We start from the raw sequence: 18,577 nt of genomic DNA, 5'->3' as shown, positions 1-18,577 counted from the left end.
CATGGCTGACGGTATCGATCTGGACAATCTTCATGAGGCCATCAAGGCGGAGATATCTGCAGAGTTTCCCGCCGTCGCGACCGTCGAAGACTATGGCGCTCCGCGCAAAGACCTCGCTTTGCCCGCCATCCTGGTTGAGTTGGTTGATATGGAGGTCGATCCGGATAACGACCCTGGCACAGAACAATTGCCGGTCATCTCCAAGTGGGCCGCGCGTGTGGTTCTGAGCTTTCGGGATGACAACGTAAAACGTGAAATCCGCAAACTTGCGGGTGCGCTTGGGGTTCTGGTGCATCAAAACCGCTGGGCGCTGAAGGCAGGCCCTGCCCAGGTGACTTACATCGGGCCGGATGCTTTCGACCCAGACTTCGACAATGTCGAGGTCTGGGCCGTCGAATGGGATCAACAGATCGATCTGGGGCAAAGTGTATGGACAGGCGAGGGTGTCACACCGGATCGCGTGATGATCGGCTACGCGCCGAAAATTGGGCCGGGTCAGGAAGGTGACTACAGCGAAGTTGGGGGTGATTCATGAGTTATTCAGCTGCGCGAAACGAGCAGGTACGGGAAGGAATAGTCCGGTTTGGCGTTGTTACTGCGGTGGACACGGGGCGGGCCCGGGCAAAAGTCTCCTTTGGCGGTGAAAGCGAAAGTGACTGGCTGGCGTGGATGGCAGAGCGGGCAGCCGAAATCGCGGTCTGGGCGCCGGTCAGCATTGGCGAACAAGTCGTCATCCTGTCCGAATCCGGGGATACGGCGCAGGGCGTCATTCTTGGATCTGTGTTCAGCAGCAATAACCCTGGACCCGGAACCAATGAAGCCACACACCGCGTGAAGATCGCAGGCTCATCGATTACCATCACCGCAGATGCAATCACTTTGTCCAGCAATGGATCGTCTGTTGTGATCGATGCGGGCGGGGTGTCTGTGAACGGTGTCCGGATCGATCTGAACTGATGCCGGGCGTGACCAGAAAAGGTGACAGCTGCACCGGCCATGGCCCCTTTCCGCCGCGGGCCAGCACCGGCGGCAGCGGGTCAGTTTTCATAAATGGTATCGCCGGGCATAGGCAGGGCGACGCCTGGGCGGTGCATTGTGATCCACAACCCGTGTGCCACGGCGGCAGCCTAGGGGCAGGGTCCAGCACGGTATATGCAAATGGCAAACAGCTGGGCCGGATTGGTGATCCCGTCGATTGTGGGTCAGCTGTCGCGAGCGGTTCCGGGGATGTATTCGCCGGGGGGTAGGGAAAATCGCCAGAGGACCGGGTGTCGCAGTCTGCGCCATCATGGCGACATGAACGGCATCAACGCATCCACGGGAAAACCGCTTTCGGGTCTGGCTCATTTGCGCCAGTCCGTGCGCGATATCCTGACCACTCCCATCGGCACCCGCGTGATGCGGCGCGATTATGGCAGTCGGCTGTATCGCTTGGTCGACGCTCCGATGAATGATGCGACCCGCCTTGAGATGATGGCGGCGACCTATGAGGCGCTTGAAACATGGGAGCCGCGGCTGCAGCTGGATCAGGTTGCAGTTGATATGCCTGAACCGGGCGGGGTCATTGTGTCCATCCAGGGCCAATACTTGCCGACTGGTGAGCCGGTAACACTCGACGGCATTGAGGTGCGCTGATGGCTGGTGGATTCTCTGCCATCGATATGTCGCTGTTGCGAGCACCAGATCTGGTTCAGTCTGTCGATTATGAGGCAGCATTATCCGCCATGCTGGGTGAGTTGCGCGCGCGGGCCCCGGCCTTTGATGCGCTGGTTGAAAGTGACCCGGCGTTCAAACTGGTTGAGCTTGCCGCGTTTTTCCAAACTCTGACGCTGCAGCAGATCAACGATGCAGGTCGGGCGGTCATGCCCGCCACAGCAACTGGCGCGGATCTGGATAACATCGCGGCCCGTTATGGGGTTGCGCGACAGGTGATCGATCCGGGTAATCCAGAAGCATTGCCGCCAGTCCCGGCGGTTCTCGAAAGTGATGATGATTTCCGGCGCCGAATGCTGGTCGCTTTTGAGGGGCTTACGACCGCAGGCTCTGCAGGGTCCTATATCTTCCACGCTCTGAGCGCTCACCCCGATATTGCAGATGCCAGCGTCGAAAGTCCGGCGCCGGGTGAGGTGCTTGTCACGATCCTGTCGCGCGTCGCCGATGGTTCTGCAAGCCCGGAACTGCAGGCATCCACGCTCGAGGTGTTGAGCGCCGATGACGTGCGGCCGCTTGCCGATATGGTGATTGTCCAGAGTGCCGCAATCACCACTTATTCAATTGATGCCAGCCTCATTGTGTTGCCAGGGCCTGATAGTGAGGTGGCACGCAGCGCGGCTCAAGAGGCGGCAACATCCTATGCCGCCGCGCAGCATCGACTGGGGCGGGATGTGACATTGTCGGGCATTTACGCCGCGCTGCACCAGCCGGGCGTTCAAAACGTGACGCTCACAAGCCCAGCAGCGGATATCGTGATTGGCAATGACGGTGCCGCCTTTTGCACCGGGATCAGTGTAACCGTTGGGGGATCCGGTGTCTGACAGCTTGCTTCCTCATAATGCAACTGCCGAAGAGCGCGCGCTCGAGGCCGTGATCCGCGCAGGCCTTTTGCCGCAGGTGCCGTTGCGGGCAATCTGGGACCCAGACACATGCCCTGTTGAATTGCTGCCCTGGCTTGCGTTTGCGTTTTCCGTCGACGAATGGGACCCATCGTGGAGCGAGGCCGCCAAGCGCGAAGTTGTTCGGCAGTCCGTGCAGGTTCATCGCCGCAAGGGAACCGTTGGTGCAGTGAAGCGCGCTCTGCAGGCTATCGGCACGCCTGCAGAGATCATTGAATGGTTCGAAGATGGATCAGCGCCTTACACCTTCAAAGTGTGGTTGGACCTGCGGGCGATGCTGCGCAACGGTGCTGATCTGTCCGCCGAACTGGTAAAACTGCGGCGGGCGATCGATGCGGCCAAACCTGTACGCAGTCACTACACTGCACATGCGAGAGTGACCGGCCCAGCCCCAGTTTATTGTGGTGCCTTCGCTACCGCAAAAGGGGCCACCTTCAACACCGCTCGCATACCAGATGCACCGCCGGTCGCACTGCAAACCTATGGCGGGGCCGCCCCGGTCATCATCAAAGCCCGTCTTGGGAACGGCGTCAGCATACCGGATGCCCCGGATATTACGGCCTTTCGGCATTACGGCATGACTGCCGGTGGTCGAGGATACATCTATTCACCAATTTTGGAGGCGCCAGCATGAGCGAACCCTATGGTTTTCTGACGAATAAGGGCCGCCAGCTGGAAGCTGCCGCCCTGGCAAACGGAACTGCACTGAACGTTGCCGAGATCGCTTGGGGCACGGGTGCCCGTGCAATCACCGGTGGGGAAACCTCGCTTGAGAACGAAACTGGGCGTGCCCCCGTGATCGCTTCCGGGATCCATCCGGACAATAGCAGCGTCGCGTTTTTCCGCCATGATTTCGCGGCACAGGATGGCCCTTATATCATCAGTGAGGCGGGGCTGTTCGACGCCGCGGGCAATATGCTGGCAATCGTTACCTATCCGGTGCCGATGCCCAAGCCGCTGAATTTTGCGCTGACCTTTGACATTATGGTCGCCTTTTCGGATCTCGAGAACCTCAATATCAACGTTCTTACACCGGGTTCTCTGGTGCCAGAAGAGCGTCGCATTGACACCGGATCAGGTCTGGTCGGCGGTGGAGACCTTTCCGGCAATCTTAATCTGTCTCTTGATCCAGGCGCGCTCCAAACAATGAACGACACCGAACACCTCGCCATGATCGCAGGAGCCTGACCCCATGAGCATCATCCCAAGCCGTTTTCTGGCGCATGTCACGCAAGCCGGTGTCACCATGCCGCCGGTTCCGGCGGATCACACCCGCCATATCGCCACCATCCAGACCAGCAATGACGCGGCATCCGGCGTTATTCTGACCTGCGAAATCGACGCAGGCGGCGAGACCTACAAAGTGACGCCCGCCCAGACCATCACCGAAGGCGACGCCCGCGCCAGCATGGTTGGCCCCGGAACCCTCTTGGCCGGTGACGTACTGCGCTTCGTGGCGAGTGCCGATGCCGCCCTTGATATCTGGGTCAGCTACCATGACCGTCCGGTGGCAGAGGCGGTTCCAGAATGAGGCGCGTTGTCGGACATGACGGCGCATTGAGCAGCCCGCTGCTGTCGCTGGGCAGCGCCGGTCAGGCCGGGGGAGGCTTTGGGGCCGCTGGCATTGCCGGAATGGGGTTCCTGAAACGAACCATCCGCCCGCGTGATGTACCGGGTTCCCCAACTACGGGCTACATTCCTGGGATCTTTACTGTCGTCAACTCAGATGGCACCGGCAAGCTGATCATCAATTCGGCGACCACGGGTGGCAATATCGTCATCTACGATATTCAGAATTGGGACGACTTCAGCGATCCGGCAAACTCGGTCGTCAGCTATGCGCCAATGTCGCCGGGGTCATCTTACCGCATCACCATGGCAAGTGATGGCAGTCACATCGCCTTTTTTGGATCCTCGCCTTGCCGCATCTACGGCCTGTCAACGCCTTGGGATCTGACAACGGCTGTCCAGCTGTCGATACCCTCAGTGAGGTATGCTTGCGTCTCACCTGACGGGGCATTTCTCCTGCGAATTTTGACGGTGGGGTCTAGCCCTTATGTCACCACGTTAGAGAAATGGAACGTGGCCACACCGTGGGATTTTTCCGGCATTGATGTCGATGCTCCAGATCAGAGCCAGCACTTGCCGGATCTTTGGAACGACGGCGGGCACGGCTTGTTCATGCCAAGGCAGGATCTGATCAGCACGGCAAACCGGACGCAAAACTCGGGTTATGGTGGACAAACCTATCGGTTCGCATCTCCCGGCGACATCACGACACTTGAATACATGGGGCAAATGCAATTGCCCGATTCCAGCGGTCAAATCGCCTTCGCGCCGGGTCGGGTTCTGAACGCCTATGCGGGGCGCGAATACCTTTATGAACTGATGTGAGGTCAAAGCACATGACACAGCCCCTTTATTCCTTGAATGGCGCGCGCCCGGCCTTGCCACCGGCAAAACTGCGCCTGCCCAATGGTCGCTGGCGGACAGCCCCCTATACCGAGGCGGATCTGACGGCTGCGGGATATGCACCGGCCCCGGCCAGGCCCGCCTATGATCCGGCCACCGAGCGGCTGGACTGGCAGGATGGAAATTGGGCGCTTGAGCCGCTACCGCCCCGCGATCCGGTCTACCGCCCCCTGACCAAGCTGGAAGCTATGACCCTGTTCCGGCACATCACCGGCATGGATGACGCGGGCGAGCTGGCCATGCGGGAAGATCCCGCAATCAAGCTGCTGTGGATGAAGTGGGAAACCGATGTGCCCCAGAGCATTCGCCGAGAGCACGCGGTTGTCGGCATTTTCTTGGATGGCCTGATCGCAGCAGATTACGCCACCACGGAACACAAGGCCGCCATGCTGGCCGCCTGGCCGCAGGAGGGTTGACGCTTATCGGGCGGGCGTGCGTTCGGAAAATGCGCCAGAGGGAATGAGGTTGCCGACCTCGCATGATCGCAGGGAACTGCAATCATCAGCGAGGCTCTAATGTCTGGTTTTCTTCACGGCGTCGAGGTGCTCGAGATCGACACAGGCCCGCGCCCGATCCGCACAATCTCGACCGGCGTTATCGGTATTGTGGGCACTGCGCCCGCAGCTGATGCGGACGCCTTCCCCCTCAATAAGCCCGTTTTGATCGCGGGTAGCCGTTCTGAGGCCGCAAAGCTGGATATGACAGCTGACGGCACCGGTGGCGGGACACTGCCGGGCGCGCTCGATGGCATTTTCGACCAGATTGGCGCGGTCGTGATCGCCGTCCGCATCGAGGAAGGTGCCGACGACACCGAAACACTCGCGAACATGATTGGCGGCGTGAACGCCACAACCGGACAGTTTGAGGGTGTGCATGCGCTCTTGGGGGCTGAGAGCGTTGTCGGCCATGCTCCGCGTATCCTTTGCGCGCCCGGCTGGACACATCAGCGCCTTGAGGATAGCGGCAATCCGGGCACCTATCTTGCGAACCCGGTCGTGGCTGAACTGGAAGGGATCGCGGATCGCATCGGCGCAGTGATCATCGCGGATGGGCCCAACACAACCGACGCCGCGGCGCAGGCCTACGCTGGCGACTGGGGCACTTCCGGCCGCATCTATGTGGTTGACCCATGGGTCAAGGTGCTCGGCAGCGACGGCACTCCGGTAGATCAACCGGCATCGGCCCGCGTAACTGGTGTGATCGCACGCACTGACAATGACCGGGGGTTTTGGGTTTCGCCATCCAACCAAGGCATTTTTGGCATTATTGGCACATCGCGGCCGGTCGACTTCAAACTCGGGGATAAGGCCAGCCGGGCCAACCTTCTGAACGAAAACGACGTCGCCACCATCATCCGCCAAGATGGCTATCGCCTCTGGGGCAACCGGGTTCCGACAGCTGACCCTAAGTGGCAGTTCCTGTGTGTGCGCCGCACCGCTGACGTCCTCAACGAGAGCATTCAGCGGGCGCATATGTGGGCCGTCGACCGCGCGATCACCAAAACCTACATGGATGACGTCGTCGAGGGGGTGAACGGGTTCATCGCAACGCTGATTGCCCAGGGGGCGTTGCTGGGCGGCAGCTGCTGGGCGGATCCGGATCTGAATACGCCGACCAGCATTCAGAACGGGCAGGTGTGGTTCAATTTCGACTTCACGCCGCCTTATCCTGCCGAGCGGGTGACGTTCCGCTCTCACCTCACCAATGAATACATCGCGGAGGCACTGGGCTGATGGCTATTCGGAACATCCTGAAAAACTTCAATCTCTTTGTCGACGGGCGCGGCTTTGCGGGTGAGATCGGGGATTACACCCCGGCCAGCCCGTCAATCGCCGCTGAAGAATACCGCGCCGGTGGCATGGATGGCCCCATCGATATCGATATGGGCACCGAGAAGATGACCACCAGTTTTGTCTTGCGCAACTACAGCGCGGACGTGCTGTCCCTCTGGGGCATCGCGCCGGGGGTGCTGATCCCTGTCACCGCCCGCGGTGCGCTGGAAAGCGAGGACGGGACCGTAACGCCGGTCATTCACAACATGCGCGGCAAGATCATCCAGCCTGACCGGGGCACCTGGTCTCCCGGTCAGACTGCCAGCCTCACCGTCAACATGACGCTTGAGGCGTTCAAGGAAACCATCGGTGGTCAGCTGATCACCGAAATCGACATCATCAATATGGTGCGCAGAACCGGCGGCGTGGATCGCCTCGCTCAGATCCGCGCAGCACTGGGCATTTAAGGAGCTCTCATGGACGAATTGCCTGACTACCTTACCCTGCACTCAAACGGGGAAGAGGATTCCATTTCCGTTTCCCTGCTGAAAGGTGTGACCGTCGACGGTGAAAAGCGCACAACCCTGACATTGCGCGAGCCAAGCGTGGGCGATCATATCGCCGCGCGCCAAACGGGAAAGAATGACAACGCCCTTGCCGAGGTGATCTTGATTGCAAACCTTGCGGAGGTGCCGCCCGACGCAATCAAAGTGGCCAAGATGAAAGACTACGACCGGCTGCAAGAGGCGCTGGGTTTTTTGAATGGCTGACGCCTGAATCCTGCCGGGCAGGGGTTTTGATCCTTGCCCGACATACCGGGTGGTCACGTACCGAGATTACCGCAATGAGCGTCAGCCAGTTCAAATGGTGGCTGGGGGGTATCAATGGCAAAACAACGCCTTAGCGCCAGCATCACAATCGGCGGCGTTCTCGAGAAATCCTTCAAAAAGAACATTGGCCTGATCCGGTCAGGCTTCGAGAACATTGGCGACGGTATCAAGTCGGTAAAGGCCCGGCAGAAAGAGCTGTCGCGACAGCGCGTGGATCTGGTCAAACAGGGCCGGTCGGTGGAAGCGCTCGACCGTGAATATGAAGACCTAGAACGCACCTTGGAGGCTTTGGCCCGAAAGCAGCGACGCTGGGAACGCGCTATGCGCGACAGCCGTCGGGTTGGTGAGAGTTTCGACCGCATGACCAGCAACTTCGGGCGGATGGGCCGCCGCGTTGGTGCTGGCGTCGCAGCCGTCGGCGCTGGCGTGTTTGTGCTGGCAAGCTCGACCGCATCTTATGGCGATCAGGTTGCAAAAACTGCGGCCAAGTTGGGCATCGGCATCGAGGCACTGCAGGAATACAGATACGCTGCTGAGCGTTCCGGGGTTTCAACCGACACATTCGATAGCTCTTTGACGGCGATGCAAAAACGGCTTGGCGAGGCCGCAAAGGGCTCCGGCGCTGCCAAGAAGGCGCTGGACCAAATGGGCTTGTCTGCAAGAGATCTGGTTGCGATGGGGCCAGAGCGCGCCATGGGTCAGATCGCGGATAAACTGCAGACCATCGAGAACCCTGCAGAGCGCGCGGCCATCGCGTCGGCGCTGTTCAGCCGTGCAGGGATTGGCATGATCAACATGCTGGGCGGCGGTTCTGAGGCTCTGCGACAGCTCCGCGAAGATGCGCGCAAGACGGGGTATGTGCTGAGCGAAAAAGCCGCCCGCGACGCAGAGGCCTTTGCCGATGCTCAACTCGACGCACAATTGACGGTCAAGGGCCTGAAAAACACCATCGGCGCGGAGCTGATGCCGGTTGTGACGCGGTCCATGAAGACCTTCAGCGCATGGGCGATATCGAACCGCGAGGATGTTGCCGATTTTGCAGACACCGCAGCGCGGAAACTTGAGGCTGCCTTGCCGGTGATCGGCCAGGTGGTCGAGGGCATGGGTAAGGTATCCACCACCATCGGCGGGGTGATTTCCAAGGTAGCCACGATGGTCGGCGGCTGGGAAAACTTTGGCATGATCATTGGCGGCCTCTTTGCCGCGCGGACAATTGGCAGCGTCCTCAGTTTTGGCTTTGCGGTTGCACGGCTGGGCGTGTCTGTCGCCGCGCTCGTACCGCTTGCCACCGGCGCGGGCGGGGCGATGGGCGTGCTGTCAGGTGGTCTGGCGCTGGTAAAAACCGGCATTATCACCGTGGGCCGTGCGCTGATGATGAACCCAATAGGACTTGCTGTCGGAGCCATCGCCGGATCCGCATATCTGATCTACAAGCACTGGGACCAGGTCGGCCCTTGGTTCGGGAAGCTCTGGGGGAACGTCAAACAGACTTTTTCCGGCGTTGGCGGGTTCATCACTGGGGTGTGGCGCGGAGATTGGGACGCTGCAGCGGACGGCCTGTCGACCGCTTGGGAGGGGGCCAAGGGCTACCTGACCACGGTGCTTGATGGCATCGGTTCGGTATTTAAGACCGCCTGGGTCAACGTCATCAAGCCGGTAACGGATAAGCTGGGGGTCACGGACGCCATCACGACGGCATGGGAGGGCGCCGAGGCGACCATCGGCACCGTGGTGAGCGGCATCGGGTCTATTCTGCAGAAGGGCTACAACGGCACAATCAAGCCAGTGATCGACGCGCTGGGATCCACTGGGGGGATCTCTGCGGCGTGGGATGAGATCAAAACCGCAATAGGTAAGGTGATCGAATCGCTTGCAGAGAAATTTGACTGGCTCATGGGAAAGCTGCAGCCGGTCCTGGATGGCCTGTCCTGGCTGCGCGACAAGGGTGCTGGGGCTGTTGCCGGTATTCAGGACATCGGGTCGGGAATCCGAGGCTTGTTGACTGGTGAGGATCCGGGGGAAGCTCCCCCGGCTAGTGGTGATCCCTCTGGACCAACCCAACCCCCAGCGACCCAAAATCCGCGCTCAGGCAAAGCTGTCCCGAAAAAGGTCTCTGGATCTTATCTGGGGGGCAGCATCGGCCGTGGGTTCCGCGAGGTAGGAGAGCAGGGCCCCGAAACGATTTGGACCTCAAAAGGGGGCTATGTCGCGCATGCCAATGCAACCGAACGGCTTGCCCGCTTGTCTGAGCGCGCCGGACCGCTGCTAGATGCGATTGGGGGCGGGCTACGATCCGCAATGTCCAAAGCGGAGAACGTGTCGACGCCCATGATACAGCAGGTTCAGCTGGCAGCAGATCGCATAGCCCCGGCAGTACAACCCGCGCCATCCCCTGCGGCAGCTGCACCGGTAACAATCTACGCCCAGATCAACGCGCAACATATGACGGCGAACGAGATCGCCGAAGAATTGGAACGCAGGGGGAGAGCGGCCCAGGCTGGCGCGCTTTACGACCAGGCGCATGATTATGGCCAATACGGGGGCGCATGATGGCAGGAACAATGCTGCGGCTCGGCACCTATCAATTCAGCATCAACAATGCTGCATATCAGAGCTTGCAACGCTCGACCGAATACCGCTGGGCCGCACAGGAGCGGGTCGGCGCTTTAGACGCCCTGCAGTTCACCGGGTTCGGGTCCGACACCATCACTCTGCAGGGAGTGATCTATCCGCATTTTCGGGGCGGGCTGGGGCAGGTCGACAAGATGCGCGGCACCGCCTCGCTTGGCTTTCCGCTGCCGCTTGTCGCTGGCACTGGTCGGGTGCTTGGCATTTGGGTGGTTGAATCCGTCAGCGAAGGGCAACGCATTTTTGCGACCCAAGGCGCTCCGCTTCGACAGGAATTTACGATCAGCATCAGGAGATATGATGGCGGACTCCGCAGTCTTCTACCGTTCTAAAGAGGGTGAAACCGCAGACGAAATCGTCTGGCGGCATTACGGCAACCGCATAGCCGGGGCGCTTGAGATCGTGCTCGAGGCCAACCCAGGGCTTGCGGCTCTGGGGCCGGTGCTGCCACTGGGCACTCGGATCAGGCTGCCGGAAATTGAGACCCCCAAGGAAGCGGAGGCGATCCGCCTATGGGATTGATGGATTTCAGGCAGTTTTTTCGGGTCGAGGTGGACGGAAAAGACATCAGCAACACCTTGGCCCCCAGGCTGATCAGCCTTTCGCTGACCGACGCAGCTGGTGTCCAGTCTGACAATGTGCAGATCACCCTGAGTGACACCACCTTATTCGGGCGGCTGGCTGAGCCAAAGGCCGAGGCCGAGATCCGGGTCTGGCTCGGATATCCCTTTCAGCTGAAATACATGGGTCTGTTTATCGCGGACAACGTAATTGTCGGAGGGCCGCCGGATCAGATGACGATCACCGGTATTGCGTCGGTGAATGGCGAAACCTCAAGCGGCAAGACCGCGCTGACCGATCAGAAGAAACGCAGCTGGCCCAGCGGGACCACGATCAGCGCCTTGGTGCAGAAGATCGCGGGAGAGCATGGCCTCGAGCATGCGGTTTCTGAGAGCCTGGCAAAGGTGGCTCTGTCTCATATCGACCAGATTGACGAGAGCGATATCAATCTCCTGTCTCGGATCGCGCGGGACCATGATGCAATCGCAAAGCCGGGGAATGGCCGACTGATCATGGCAAAGCGTGGTGAAAGCCTGACGGCATCCGGCGCACCTATGCCGGTGCTCAGCATCACGCCGAAGAAGATCAGTCGCTGGCAGTACCAAAATTCAACCCGAGAGAAAGCGGGCTCTGTCGTTGCGGTCTATCAGGATCACGGCAAAGGCAAACCGATCGAATGCACCGCGGGTGAAGGCGAGCCAAAGCAACGCCTCAAGCGCCGGTTCCCGAACAAGGATGCAGCAGAGCAGGCCGCAGCGTCGGAGTTGCAGCGGCTCAAGAGGGCAGGGCGCGGCCTATCTGTCACCATGCCGGGCGATCCTGACGCGATGGCCGAGGCAAAGCTATCTGTGGCCGGGTTTCGGTCCTACGTCGACGGAGAGTGGCTGATCACTAAGGCAGAGCACAGCCTCGACAGCGGAGGCTATCGCACTGCGATCAGGGCTGAGCCGTTGATTTAGGAACGGTAGCGCATCCAAGTTTTTATTGATTCCAGAGTCAGCAAAGCGCAGGAAGCGCCCTTTGCAAAATCGGCAGTATTACGCAACCAGCTGAGGTGTTGTGCTGCGGCGCAGCCCGCCGTTGCGGCCGTTCGCTGCGATAGCGAGGTTCCGGAGCCGTTGAGCTCACACAGTGCGGCACTTTGCTGCCACTGGGTCGGATCAATTGAATGTCCGCATCGGACTTCCGAATAGTTTCTATAGCACTTAACTTAGGCCAGCAGGTCAGTGTTCAAGGTTGGGTGTTGCCACAGTGATTTATCCGTTCGGCATACCCGATCTAACGGCTAGTAGAGTGAGCAGATAGTATCCACCATTGATAGTAGACATCTTGAGGGATGATATGGGGGGCGAGAAGGGTCAGAAGAAGCGGTGCTGGTCGGACGAAGAGAAGGTTTCAATCTGCGGGCAGACGCGGGCACCGTGTGTTTCTGTTGCGCAGGTGGCGCGTCGGTATTCGATGAACACCAACCTGATCCACAAATGGCTGCGCGATCCGCGCTTTGCGCCGGAAGAAGAGACCGGTGATGCACGACCTTCATAGGATTTGCGCAACAAAGCCTTCGCGAGGGACTGAATAATCTGTGCAAGAGAGACAGCGTGTCGGGCGACAGAGTAATGATTCGTCTAGATTGATAGTATGCTCTATAAAATTCATAACATAACTTGGGGCGTTGATATCGCTGAAAATTCCTAGCGCGTTTCACGAAGAATTAACTTTTTGCGGTGAGCATGCGATCATTTATTGCGGAGAGATTATTGTGTCGGATAGCATTTTTTCTTTTGATTTAAACGGGCACGTCCAAGATCCATCTGTGGTTGTTTTGCCTGATGGCGGCAAGCTGTTGGTCTGGTCCGGTAGCGGCATTTATGGGCAGCGTTATGATGCCATGGGGTCCGAGGTGGGGCAGGCCTTTCAAATCAATACGACCACTTTAAGCCGTCAATGGGAGCCCGAAGCGACCTTGCTGGCCAACGGGCGTGTGTTGGTTACCTGGGAGGTTTACGACCATGTCCAGCGCGGTCAGATTATTGACCCTGACGGTACAAGTATTGGGGATGAGTTTACGTTTGGCGATGCACGGTACTCCGCAGACAACCCAGTCACGGTCACATCAACATCGGATGGCGGGTTCATCTTGTCATGGGTTGCCCCGGACAGCAGCGGGCACGGCGTCTTTGTGCAGCGCTACGGAGCAGATGGCTTGGCGCTTGGGGATCCCTTTCTGGCCAACACGGCACAGGGGTCTAGCCAGCGGGATCCTTCGATTGTTGAGCTCGCCGATGGCGGGTTTGTCGTAGCTTGGGCCTCTCCAGGTGGTGTGTGGGGCGGAGACGGTAGCTATGGGATTTTTGGTCAGATTTATGATGCAAACGGAGCCCCTGTTGGTATGGAATTCCACATCAACACAGAGGTGATCGGCTTCCAAAAGGACCCTGAACTTGTGGCAATGGCTGACGGCGGGTTTATGGCGCTGTGGGAGCATAATGAAACCGAGTTCCGGTTCCAGCATTACGCAAGTGATGGCACGGTGATTGGCACTGAAGGCACGCTGGATCTCGGTACTCAGACAACAAATATGTTTGGCGCCGAAGGAGGAAAGGTGATCCTTCTTGAGGGCGGAGGGATTGCCGTAGCCTGGTGGACACTTGTTGATGGCGAGAGCAATTTGGCAGTGCAGAGCTTTGCGCTGGATGGCAGTGCCCTTACGGATGCCACTTTGATTTTGGCCGAGGGGTCATCGACCTTCGATCTTGACCAATATCCCAATGGCTCCATCGTGCTCACATGGGATGAGAATGGCAGTATCTACGAACAATCTATTGACGCGCCACCACCGCCCCCCGCAGAAGGGAGCACTGTTGAGTTGTTGCCGACCAGTCTCTACGTCCAAGATCCATCTGTGGTTGTTTTGCCTGATGGCGGCAAGCTGTTGGTCTGGTCCGGTAGCGGCATTTATGGGCAGCGTTATGATGCCATGGGGTCCGAGGTGGGGCAGGCCTTTCAAATCAATACGACCACTTTGAGCCGTCAATGGGAGCCCGAAGCGACCTTGCTGGCCAACGGGCGTGTGTTGGTTACCTGGGAGGTTTACGACCATGTCCAGCGCGGTCAGATTATTGACCCTGACGGTACAAGTATTGGGGATGAGTTTACGTTTGGCGATGCACGGTACTCCGCAGACAACCCAGTCACGGTCACATCAACATCGGATGGCGGGTTCATCTTGTCATGGGTTGCCCCGGACAGCAGCGGGCACGGCGTCTTTGTGCAGCGCTACGGAGCAGATGGCTTGGCGCTTGGGGATCCCTTTCTGGCCAACACGGCACAGGGGTCTAGCCAGCGGGATCCTTCGATTGTTGAGCTCGCCGATGGCGGGTTTGTCGTAGCTTGGGCCTCTCCAGGTGGTGTGTGGGGCGGAGACGGTAGCTATGGGATTTTTGGTCAGATTTATGATGCAAACGGAGCCCCTGTTGGTATGGAATTCCACATCAACACAGAGGTGATCGGCTTCCAAAAGGACCCTGAACTTGTGGCAATGGCTGACGGCGGGTTTATGGCGCTGTGGGAGCATAATGAAACCGAGTTCCGGTTCCAGCATTACGCAAGTGATGGCACGGTGATTGGCACTGAAGGCACGCTGGATCTCGGTACTCAGACAACAAATATGTTTGGCGCCGAAGGAGGGAAGGTGATCCTTCTTGAGGGCGGAGGGATTGCCGTAGCCTGGCGGACACTTGTTGATGGCGAGAGCAATTTGGCAGTGCAGAGCTTTGCGCTGGATGGCAGTGCCCTTACGGATGCCACTTTGATTTTGGCCGAGGGGTCATCGACCTTCGATCTTGACCAATATCCCAATGGCTCCATCGTGCTCACATGGGATGAGAATGGCAGTATCTACGAACAATCTATTGACGCGCCACCACCGCCCCCCGCAGAAGGGAGCACTGTTGAGTTGTTGCCGACCAGTCTCTACGTCCAAGATCCATCTGTGGTTGTTTTGCCTGATGGCGGCAAGCTGTTGGTCTGGTCCGGTAGCGGCATTTATGGGCAGCGTTATGATGCCATGGGGTCCGAGGTGGGGCAGGCCTTTCAAATCAATACGACCACTTTAAGCCGTCAATGGGAGCCCGAAGCGACCTTGCTGGCCAACGGGCGTGTGTTGGTTACCTGGGAGGTTTACGACCATGTCCAGCGCGGTCAGATTATTGACCCTGACGGTACAAGTATTGGGGATGAGTTTACGTTTGGCGATGCACGGTACTCCCGAGACAACCCAGTCACGGTCACATCAACATCGGATGGCGGGTTCATCTTGTCATGGGTTGCCCCGGACAGCAGCGGGCACGGCGTCTTTGTGCAGCGCTACGGAGCAGATGGCTTGGCGCTTGGGGATCCCTTTCTGGCCAACACGGCACAGGGGTCTAGCCAGCGGGATCCTTCGATTGTTGAGCTCGCCGATGGCGGGTTTGTCGTAGCTTGGGCCTCTCCAGGTGGTGTGTGGGGCGGAGACGGTAGCTATGGGATTTTTGGTCAGATTTATGATGCAAACGGAGCCCCTGTTGGTATGGAATTCCACATCAACACAGAGGTGATCGGCTTCCAAAAGGACCCTGAACTTGTGGCAATGGCTGACGGCGGGTTTATGGCGCTGTGGGAGCATAATGAAACCGAGTTCCGGTTCCAGCATTACGCAAGTGATGGCACGGTGATTGGCACTGAAGGCACGCTGGATCTCGGTACTCAGACAACAAATATGTTTGGCGCCGAAGGAGGAAAGGTGATCCTTCTTGAGGGCGGAGGGATTGCCGTAGCCTGGTGGACACTTGTTGATGGCGAGAGCAATTTGGCAGTGCAGAGCTTTGCGCTGGATGGCAGTGCCCTTACGGATGCCACTTTGATTTTGGCCGAGGGGTCATCGACCTTCGATCTTGACCAATATCCCAATGGCTCCATCGTGCTCACATGGGATGAGAATGGCAGTATCTACGAACAATCTATTGACGCGCCACCACCGCCCCCCGCAGAAGGGAGCACTGTTGAGTTGTTGCCGACCAGTCTCTACGTCCAAGATCCATCTGTGGTTGTTTTGCCTGATGGCGGCAAGCTGTTGGTCTGGTCCGGTAGCGGCATTTATGGGCAGCGTTATGATGCCATGGGGTCCGAGGTGGGGCAGGCCTTTCAAATCAATACGACCACTTTGAGCCGTCAATGGGAGCCCGAAGCGACCTTGCTGGCCAACGGGCGTGTGTTGGTTACCTGGGAGGTTAACGACCATGTCCAGCGCGGTCAGATTATTGACCCTGACGGTACAAGTATTGGGGATGAGTTTACGTTTGGCGATGCACGGTACTCCGCAGACAACCCAGTCACGGTCACATCAACATCGGATGGCGGGTTCATCTTGTCATGGGTTGCCCCGGACAGCAGCGGGCACGGCGTCTTTGTGCAGCGCTACGGAGCAGATGGCTTGGCGCTTGGGGATCCCTTTCTGGCCAACACGGCACAGGGGTCTAGCCAGCGGGATCCTTCGATTGTTGAGCTCGCCGATGGCGGGTTTGTCGTAGCTTGGGCCTCTCCAGGTGGTGTGTGGGGCGGAGACGGTAGCTATGGGATTTTTGGTCAGATTTATGATGCAAACGGAGCCCCTGTTGGTATGGAATTCCACATCAACACAGAGGTGATCGGCTCCCAAAAGGACCCTGAACTTGTGGCAATGGCTGACGGCGGGTTTATGGCGCTGTGGGAGCATAATGAAACCGAGTTCCGGTTCCAGCATTACGCAAGTGATGGCACGGTGATTGGCACTGAAGGCACGCTGGATCTCGGTACTCAGACAACAAATATGTTTGGCGCCGAAGGAGGGAAGGTGATCCTTCTTGAGGGCGGAGGGATTGCCGTAGCCTGGCGGACACTTGTTGATGGCGAGAGCAATTTGGCAGTGCAGAGCTTTGCGCTGGATGGCAGTGCCCTTACGGATGCCACTTTGATTTTGGCCGAGGGGTCATCGACCTTCGATCTTGACCAATATCCCAATGGCTCCATCGTGCTCACATGGGATGAGAATGGCAGTATCTACGAACAATCTATTGACGCGCCACCACCGCCCCCCGCAGAAGGGAGCACTGTTGAGTTGTTGCCGACCAGTCTCTACGTCCAAGATCCATCTGTGGTTGTTTTGCCTGATGGCGGCAAGCTGTTGGTCTGGTCCGGTAGCGGCATTTATGGGCAGCGTTATGATGCCATGGGGTCCGAGGTGGGGCAGGCCTTTCAAATCAATACGACCACTTTAAGCCGTCAATGGGAGCCCGAAGCGACCTTGCTGGCCAACGGGCGTGTGTTGGTTACCTGGGAGGTTTACGACCATGTCCAGCGCGGTCAGATTATTGACCCTGACGGTACAAGTATTGGGGATGAGTTTACGTTTGGCGATGCACGGTACTCCCGAGACAACCCAGTCACGGTCACATCAACATCGGATGGCGGGTTCATCTTGTCATGGGTTGCCCCGGACAGCAGCGGGCACGGCGTCTTTGTGCAGCGCTACGGAGCAGATGGCTTGGCGCTTGGGGATCCCTTTCTGGCCAACACGGCACAGGGGTCTAGCCAGCGGGATCCTTCGATTGTTGAGCTCGCCGATGGCGGGTTTGTCGTAGCTTGGGCCTCTCCAGGTGGTGTGTGGGGCGGAGACGGTAGCTATGGGATTTTTGGTCAGATTTATGATGCAAACGGAGCCCCTGTTGGTATGGAATTCCACATCAACACAGAGGTGATCGGCTCCCAAAAGGACCCTGAACTTGTGGCAATGGCTGACGGCGGGTTTATGGCGCTGTGGGAGCATAATGAAACCGAGTTCCGGTTCCAGCATTACGCAAGTGATGGCACGGTGATTGGCACTGAAGGCACGCTGGATCTCGGTACTCAGACAACAAATATGTTTGGCGCCGAAGGAGGGAAGGTGATCCTTCTTGAGGGCGGAGGGATTGCCGTAGCCTGGTGGACACTTGTTGATGGCGAGAGCAATTTGGCAGTGCAGAGCTTTGCGCTGGATGGCAGTGCCCTTACGGATGCCACTTTGATTTTGGCCGAGGGGTCATCGACCTTCGATCTTGACCAATATCCCAATGGTTCCATCGTGCTCACATGGGATGAGAATGGCAGTATCTACGAACAATCTATTGACGCGCCACCACCGCCCCCCGCAGAAGGGAGCACTGTTGAGTTGCCAAATACAACGTCAGGTAGTTTCATGCGCGACAGTGCTAGCGTAGTCGTCCAAGCTGACGATTTTGTTTTTGCCGGAACTGACGATAATGTTTCTCATGGTGTTAGCGAAGAGGACACGTCAATAGTAGAGTTGGAAACCGAAAGATTGCGGTATGAATACGATCCTAACATATTCGTCGCTTCTTCGCCTATTGAAGGTACTGATTATAGAGGCGTCTTAGCCGACGATCTATTCTACTTCTCCTGAGGGATAAGCTGGAGAAAGGGAATAAAACTGTCAATCTCGCAAACAACGCTTTCAGAGGAAGCGGCCACGTCATTTGATTTCGAAAAGTCAATATTCACGCAGTCACAGCGAACTAGTGTTTTATTCCACACCTTGTCAATGAGCGTTCAAAGTTGACCCGGTTTCAGCATTTAAAATTGACCCACCCCATGTGGCGCAAAGCCCCCAGGCGGGCCGCCCTCATATAGC

Annotated in this window: 19 protein-coding genes; all 19 read left to right on the top strand. The window is 58.1% G+C overall.

Translation table 11 applies throughout. The features are described 5' to 3' along the window. The first annotated feature begins 1 nt into the window (after position 1). Positions 2–535 (top strand): hypothetical protein, encoded by a 534-nt coding sequence (locus tag PhaeoP97_RS09305; protein ID WP_072504842.1) that lies wholly within the window; start codon positions 2–4, stop codon positions 533–535. Next, positions 532–957, top strand: coding sequence for a phage baseplate assembly protein V (locus tag PhaeoP97_RS09300; protein WP_014880209.1), 426 nt, complete (start codon positions 532–534; stop codon positions 955–957). Before PhaeoP97_RS09305 ends, PhaeoP97_RS09300 begins: the two co-directional genes overlap by 4 nt. Beyond that, positions 957–1,247: a PAAR domain-containing protein gene (locus tag PhaeoP97_RS20845; protein ID WP_044041510.1), complete on the top strand. Its 291-nt coding sequence runs from the start codon at positions 957–959 to the stop codon at positions 1,245–1,247. Before PhaeoP97_RS09300 ends, PhaeoP97_RS20845 begins: the two co-directional genes overlap by 1 nt. After that, the gene (locus PhaeoP97_RS09290) at positions 1,159–1,635 is read left to right on the top strand and encodes a GPW/gp25 family protein (RefSeq protein ID WP_237028916.1); all 477 of its coding nucleotides are present in this window, start codon (positions 1,159–1,161) and stop codon (positions 1,633–1,635) included. The genes PhaeoP97_RS20845 and PhaeoP97_RS09290 overlap by 89 nt, the downstream gene beginning before the upstream one ends. Next, on the top strand, positions 1,635–2,534 hold the full coding sequence (locus tag PhaeoP97_RS09285) for a baseplate assembly protein (protein ID WP_083570348.1): 900 nt from the start codon (positions 1,635–1,637) through the stop codon (positions 2,532–2,534). Before PhaeoP97_RS09290 ends, PhaeoP97_RS09285 begins: the two co-directional genes overlap by 1 nt. Continuing rightward, positions 2,527–3,246: a phage tail protein I gene (locus PhaeoP97_RS09280; protein ID WP_082760469.1), complete on the top strand. Its 720-nt coding sequence runs from the start codon at positions 2,527–2,529 to the stop codon at positions 3,244–3,246. Before PhaeoP97_RS09285 ends, PhaeoP97_RS09280 begins: the two co-directional genes overlap by 8 nt. Continuing rightward, positions 3,243–3,800: a phage tail-collar fiber domain-containing protein gene (locus PhaeoP97_RS09275; RefSeq protein WP_072504840.1), complete on the top strand. Its 558-nt coding sequence runs from the start codon at positions 3,243–3,245 to the stop codon at positions 3,798–3,800. Before PhaeoP97_RS09280 ends, PhaeoP97_RS09275 begins: the two co-directional genes overlap by 4 nt. 4 nt (positions 3,801–3,804) lie before the next feature. After that, positions 3,805–4,143, top strand: coding sequence for a hypothetical protein (locus PhaeoP97_RS09270; protein WP_072504839.1), 339 nt, complete (start codon positions 3,805–3,807; stop codon positions 4,141–4,143). Beyond that, positions 4,140–5,006 carry a hypothetical protein gene (locus PhaeoP97_RS09265; protein ID WP_072504838.1) on the top strand — a complete coding sequence of 289 codons (867 nt, stop codon included), beginning with the start codon at positions 4,140–4,142 and terminating at the stop codon, positions 5,004–5,006. The genes PhaeoP97_RS09270 and PhaeoP97_RS09265 overlap by 4 nt, the downstream gene beginning before the upstream one ends. 11 nt (positions 5,007–5,017) lie before the next feature. Continuing rightward, positions 5,018–5,500, top strand: a complete 483-nt coding sequence (locus PhaeoP97_RS09260) for a hypothetical protein (protein WP_072504837.1) — start codon at positions 5,018–5,020, stop codon at positions 5,498–5,500. Between the two features lie 99 nt (positions 5,501–5,599). Beyond that, positions 5,600–6,817 (top strand): phage tail sheath C-terminal domain-containing protein, encoded by a 1,218-nt coding sequence (locus tag PhaeoP97_RS09255; protein ID WP_072504836.1) that lies wholly within the window; start codon positions 5,600–5,602, stop codon positions 6,815–6,817. Beyond that, the gene (locus PhaeoP97_RS09250) at positions 6,817–7,323 is read left to right on the top strand and encodes a phage major tail tube protein (RefSeq protein WP_014880200.1); all 507 of its coding nucleotides are present in this window, start codon (positions 6,817–6,819) and stop codon (positions 7,321–7,323) included. Before PhaeoP97_RS09255 ends, PhaeoP97_RS09250 begins: the two co-directional genes overlap by 1 nt. Before the next feature lie 9 nt (positions 7,324–7,332). After that, complete coding sequence (locus PhaeoP97_RS09245) at positions 7,333–7,626, top strand: phage tail assembly protein (RefSeq protein ID WP_027247859.1); 294 nt, start codon at positions 7,333–7,335, stop codon at positions 7,624–7,626. Positions 7,627–7,740: 114 nt separating this feature from the next. Further along, positions 7,741–10,236 carry a phage tail tape measure protein gene (locus tag PhaeoP97_RS09240; protein ID WP_072504835.1) on the top strand — a complete coding sequence of 832 codons (2,496 nt, stop codon included), beginning with the start codon at positions 7,741–7,743 and terminating at the stop codon, positions 10,234–10,236. Continuing rightward, on the top strand, positions 10,236–10,646 hold the full coding sequence (locus PhaeoP97_RS09235) for a phage tail protein (RefSeq protein WP_083570426.1): 411 nt from the start codon (positions 10,236–10,238) through the stop codon (positions 10,644–10,646). Before PhaeoP97_RS09240 ends, PhaeoP97_RS09235 begins: the two co-directional genes overlap by 1 nt. Beyond that, positions 10,615–10,836 (top strand): tail protein X, encoded by a 222-nt coding sequence (locus PhaeoP97_RS09230; RefSeq protein WP_072504833.1) that lies wholly within the window; start codon positions 10,615–10,617, stop codon positions 10,834–10,836. Before PhaeoP97_RS09235 ends, PhaeoP97_RS09230 begins: the two co-directional genes overlap by 32 nt. Continuing rightward, positions 10,827–11,834: a phage late control D family protein gene (locus tag PhaeoP97_RS09225; protein WP_072504832.1), complete on the top strand. Its 1,008-nt coding sequence runs from the start codon at positions 10,827–10,829 to the stop codon at positions 11,832–11,834. Before PhaeoP97_RS09230 ends, PhaeoP97_RS09225 begins: the two co-directional genes overlap by 10 nt. Positions 11,835–12,216: 382 nt before the next feature. Then, entirely contained in the window at positions 12,217–12,417 is a 201-nt protein-coding gene (locus PhaeoP97_RS09220) for a transposase (RefSeq protein WP_237028915.1), read from the top strand. Between the two features lie 271 nt (positions 12,418–12,688). Beyond that, positions 12,689–18,349, top strand: a complete 5,661-nt coding sequence (locus tag PhaeoP97_RS09215) for a hypothetical protein (protein ID WP_157891241.1) — start codon at positions 12,689–12,691, stop codon at positions 18,347–18,349. Positions 18,350–18,577: the final 228 nt, after the last annotated feature.

The sequence above is a fragment of the Phaeobacter porticola genome (assembly GCF_001888185.1).
GTDB lineage: Bacteria > Pseudomonadota > Alphaproteobacteria > Rhodobacterales > Rhodobacteraceae > Phaeobacter > Phaeobacter porticola.
The sequence above is the reverse complement of the archived record's forward strand: the minus strand, read 5'-3'. Positions and strand labels throughout refer to the sequence as shown.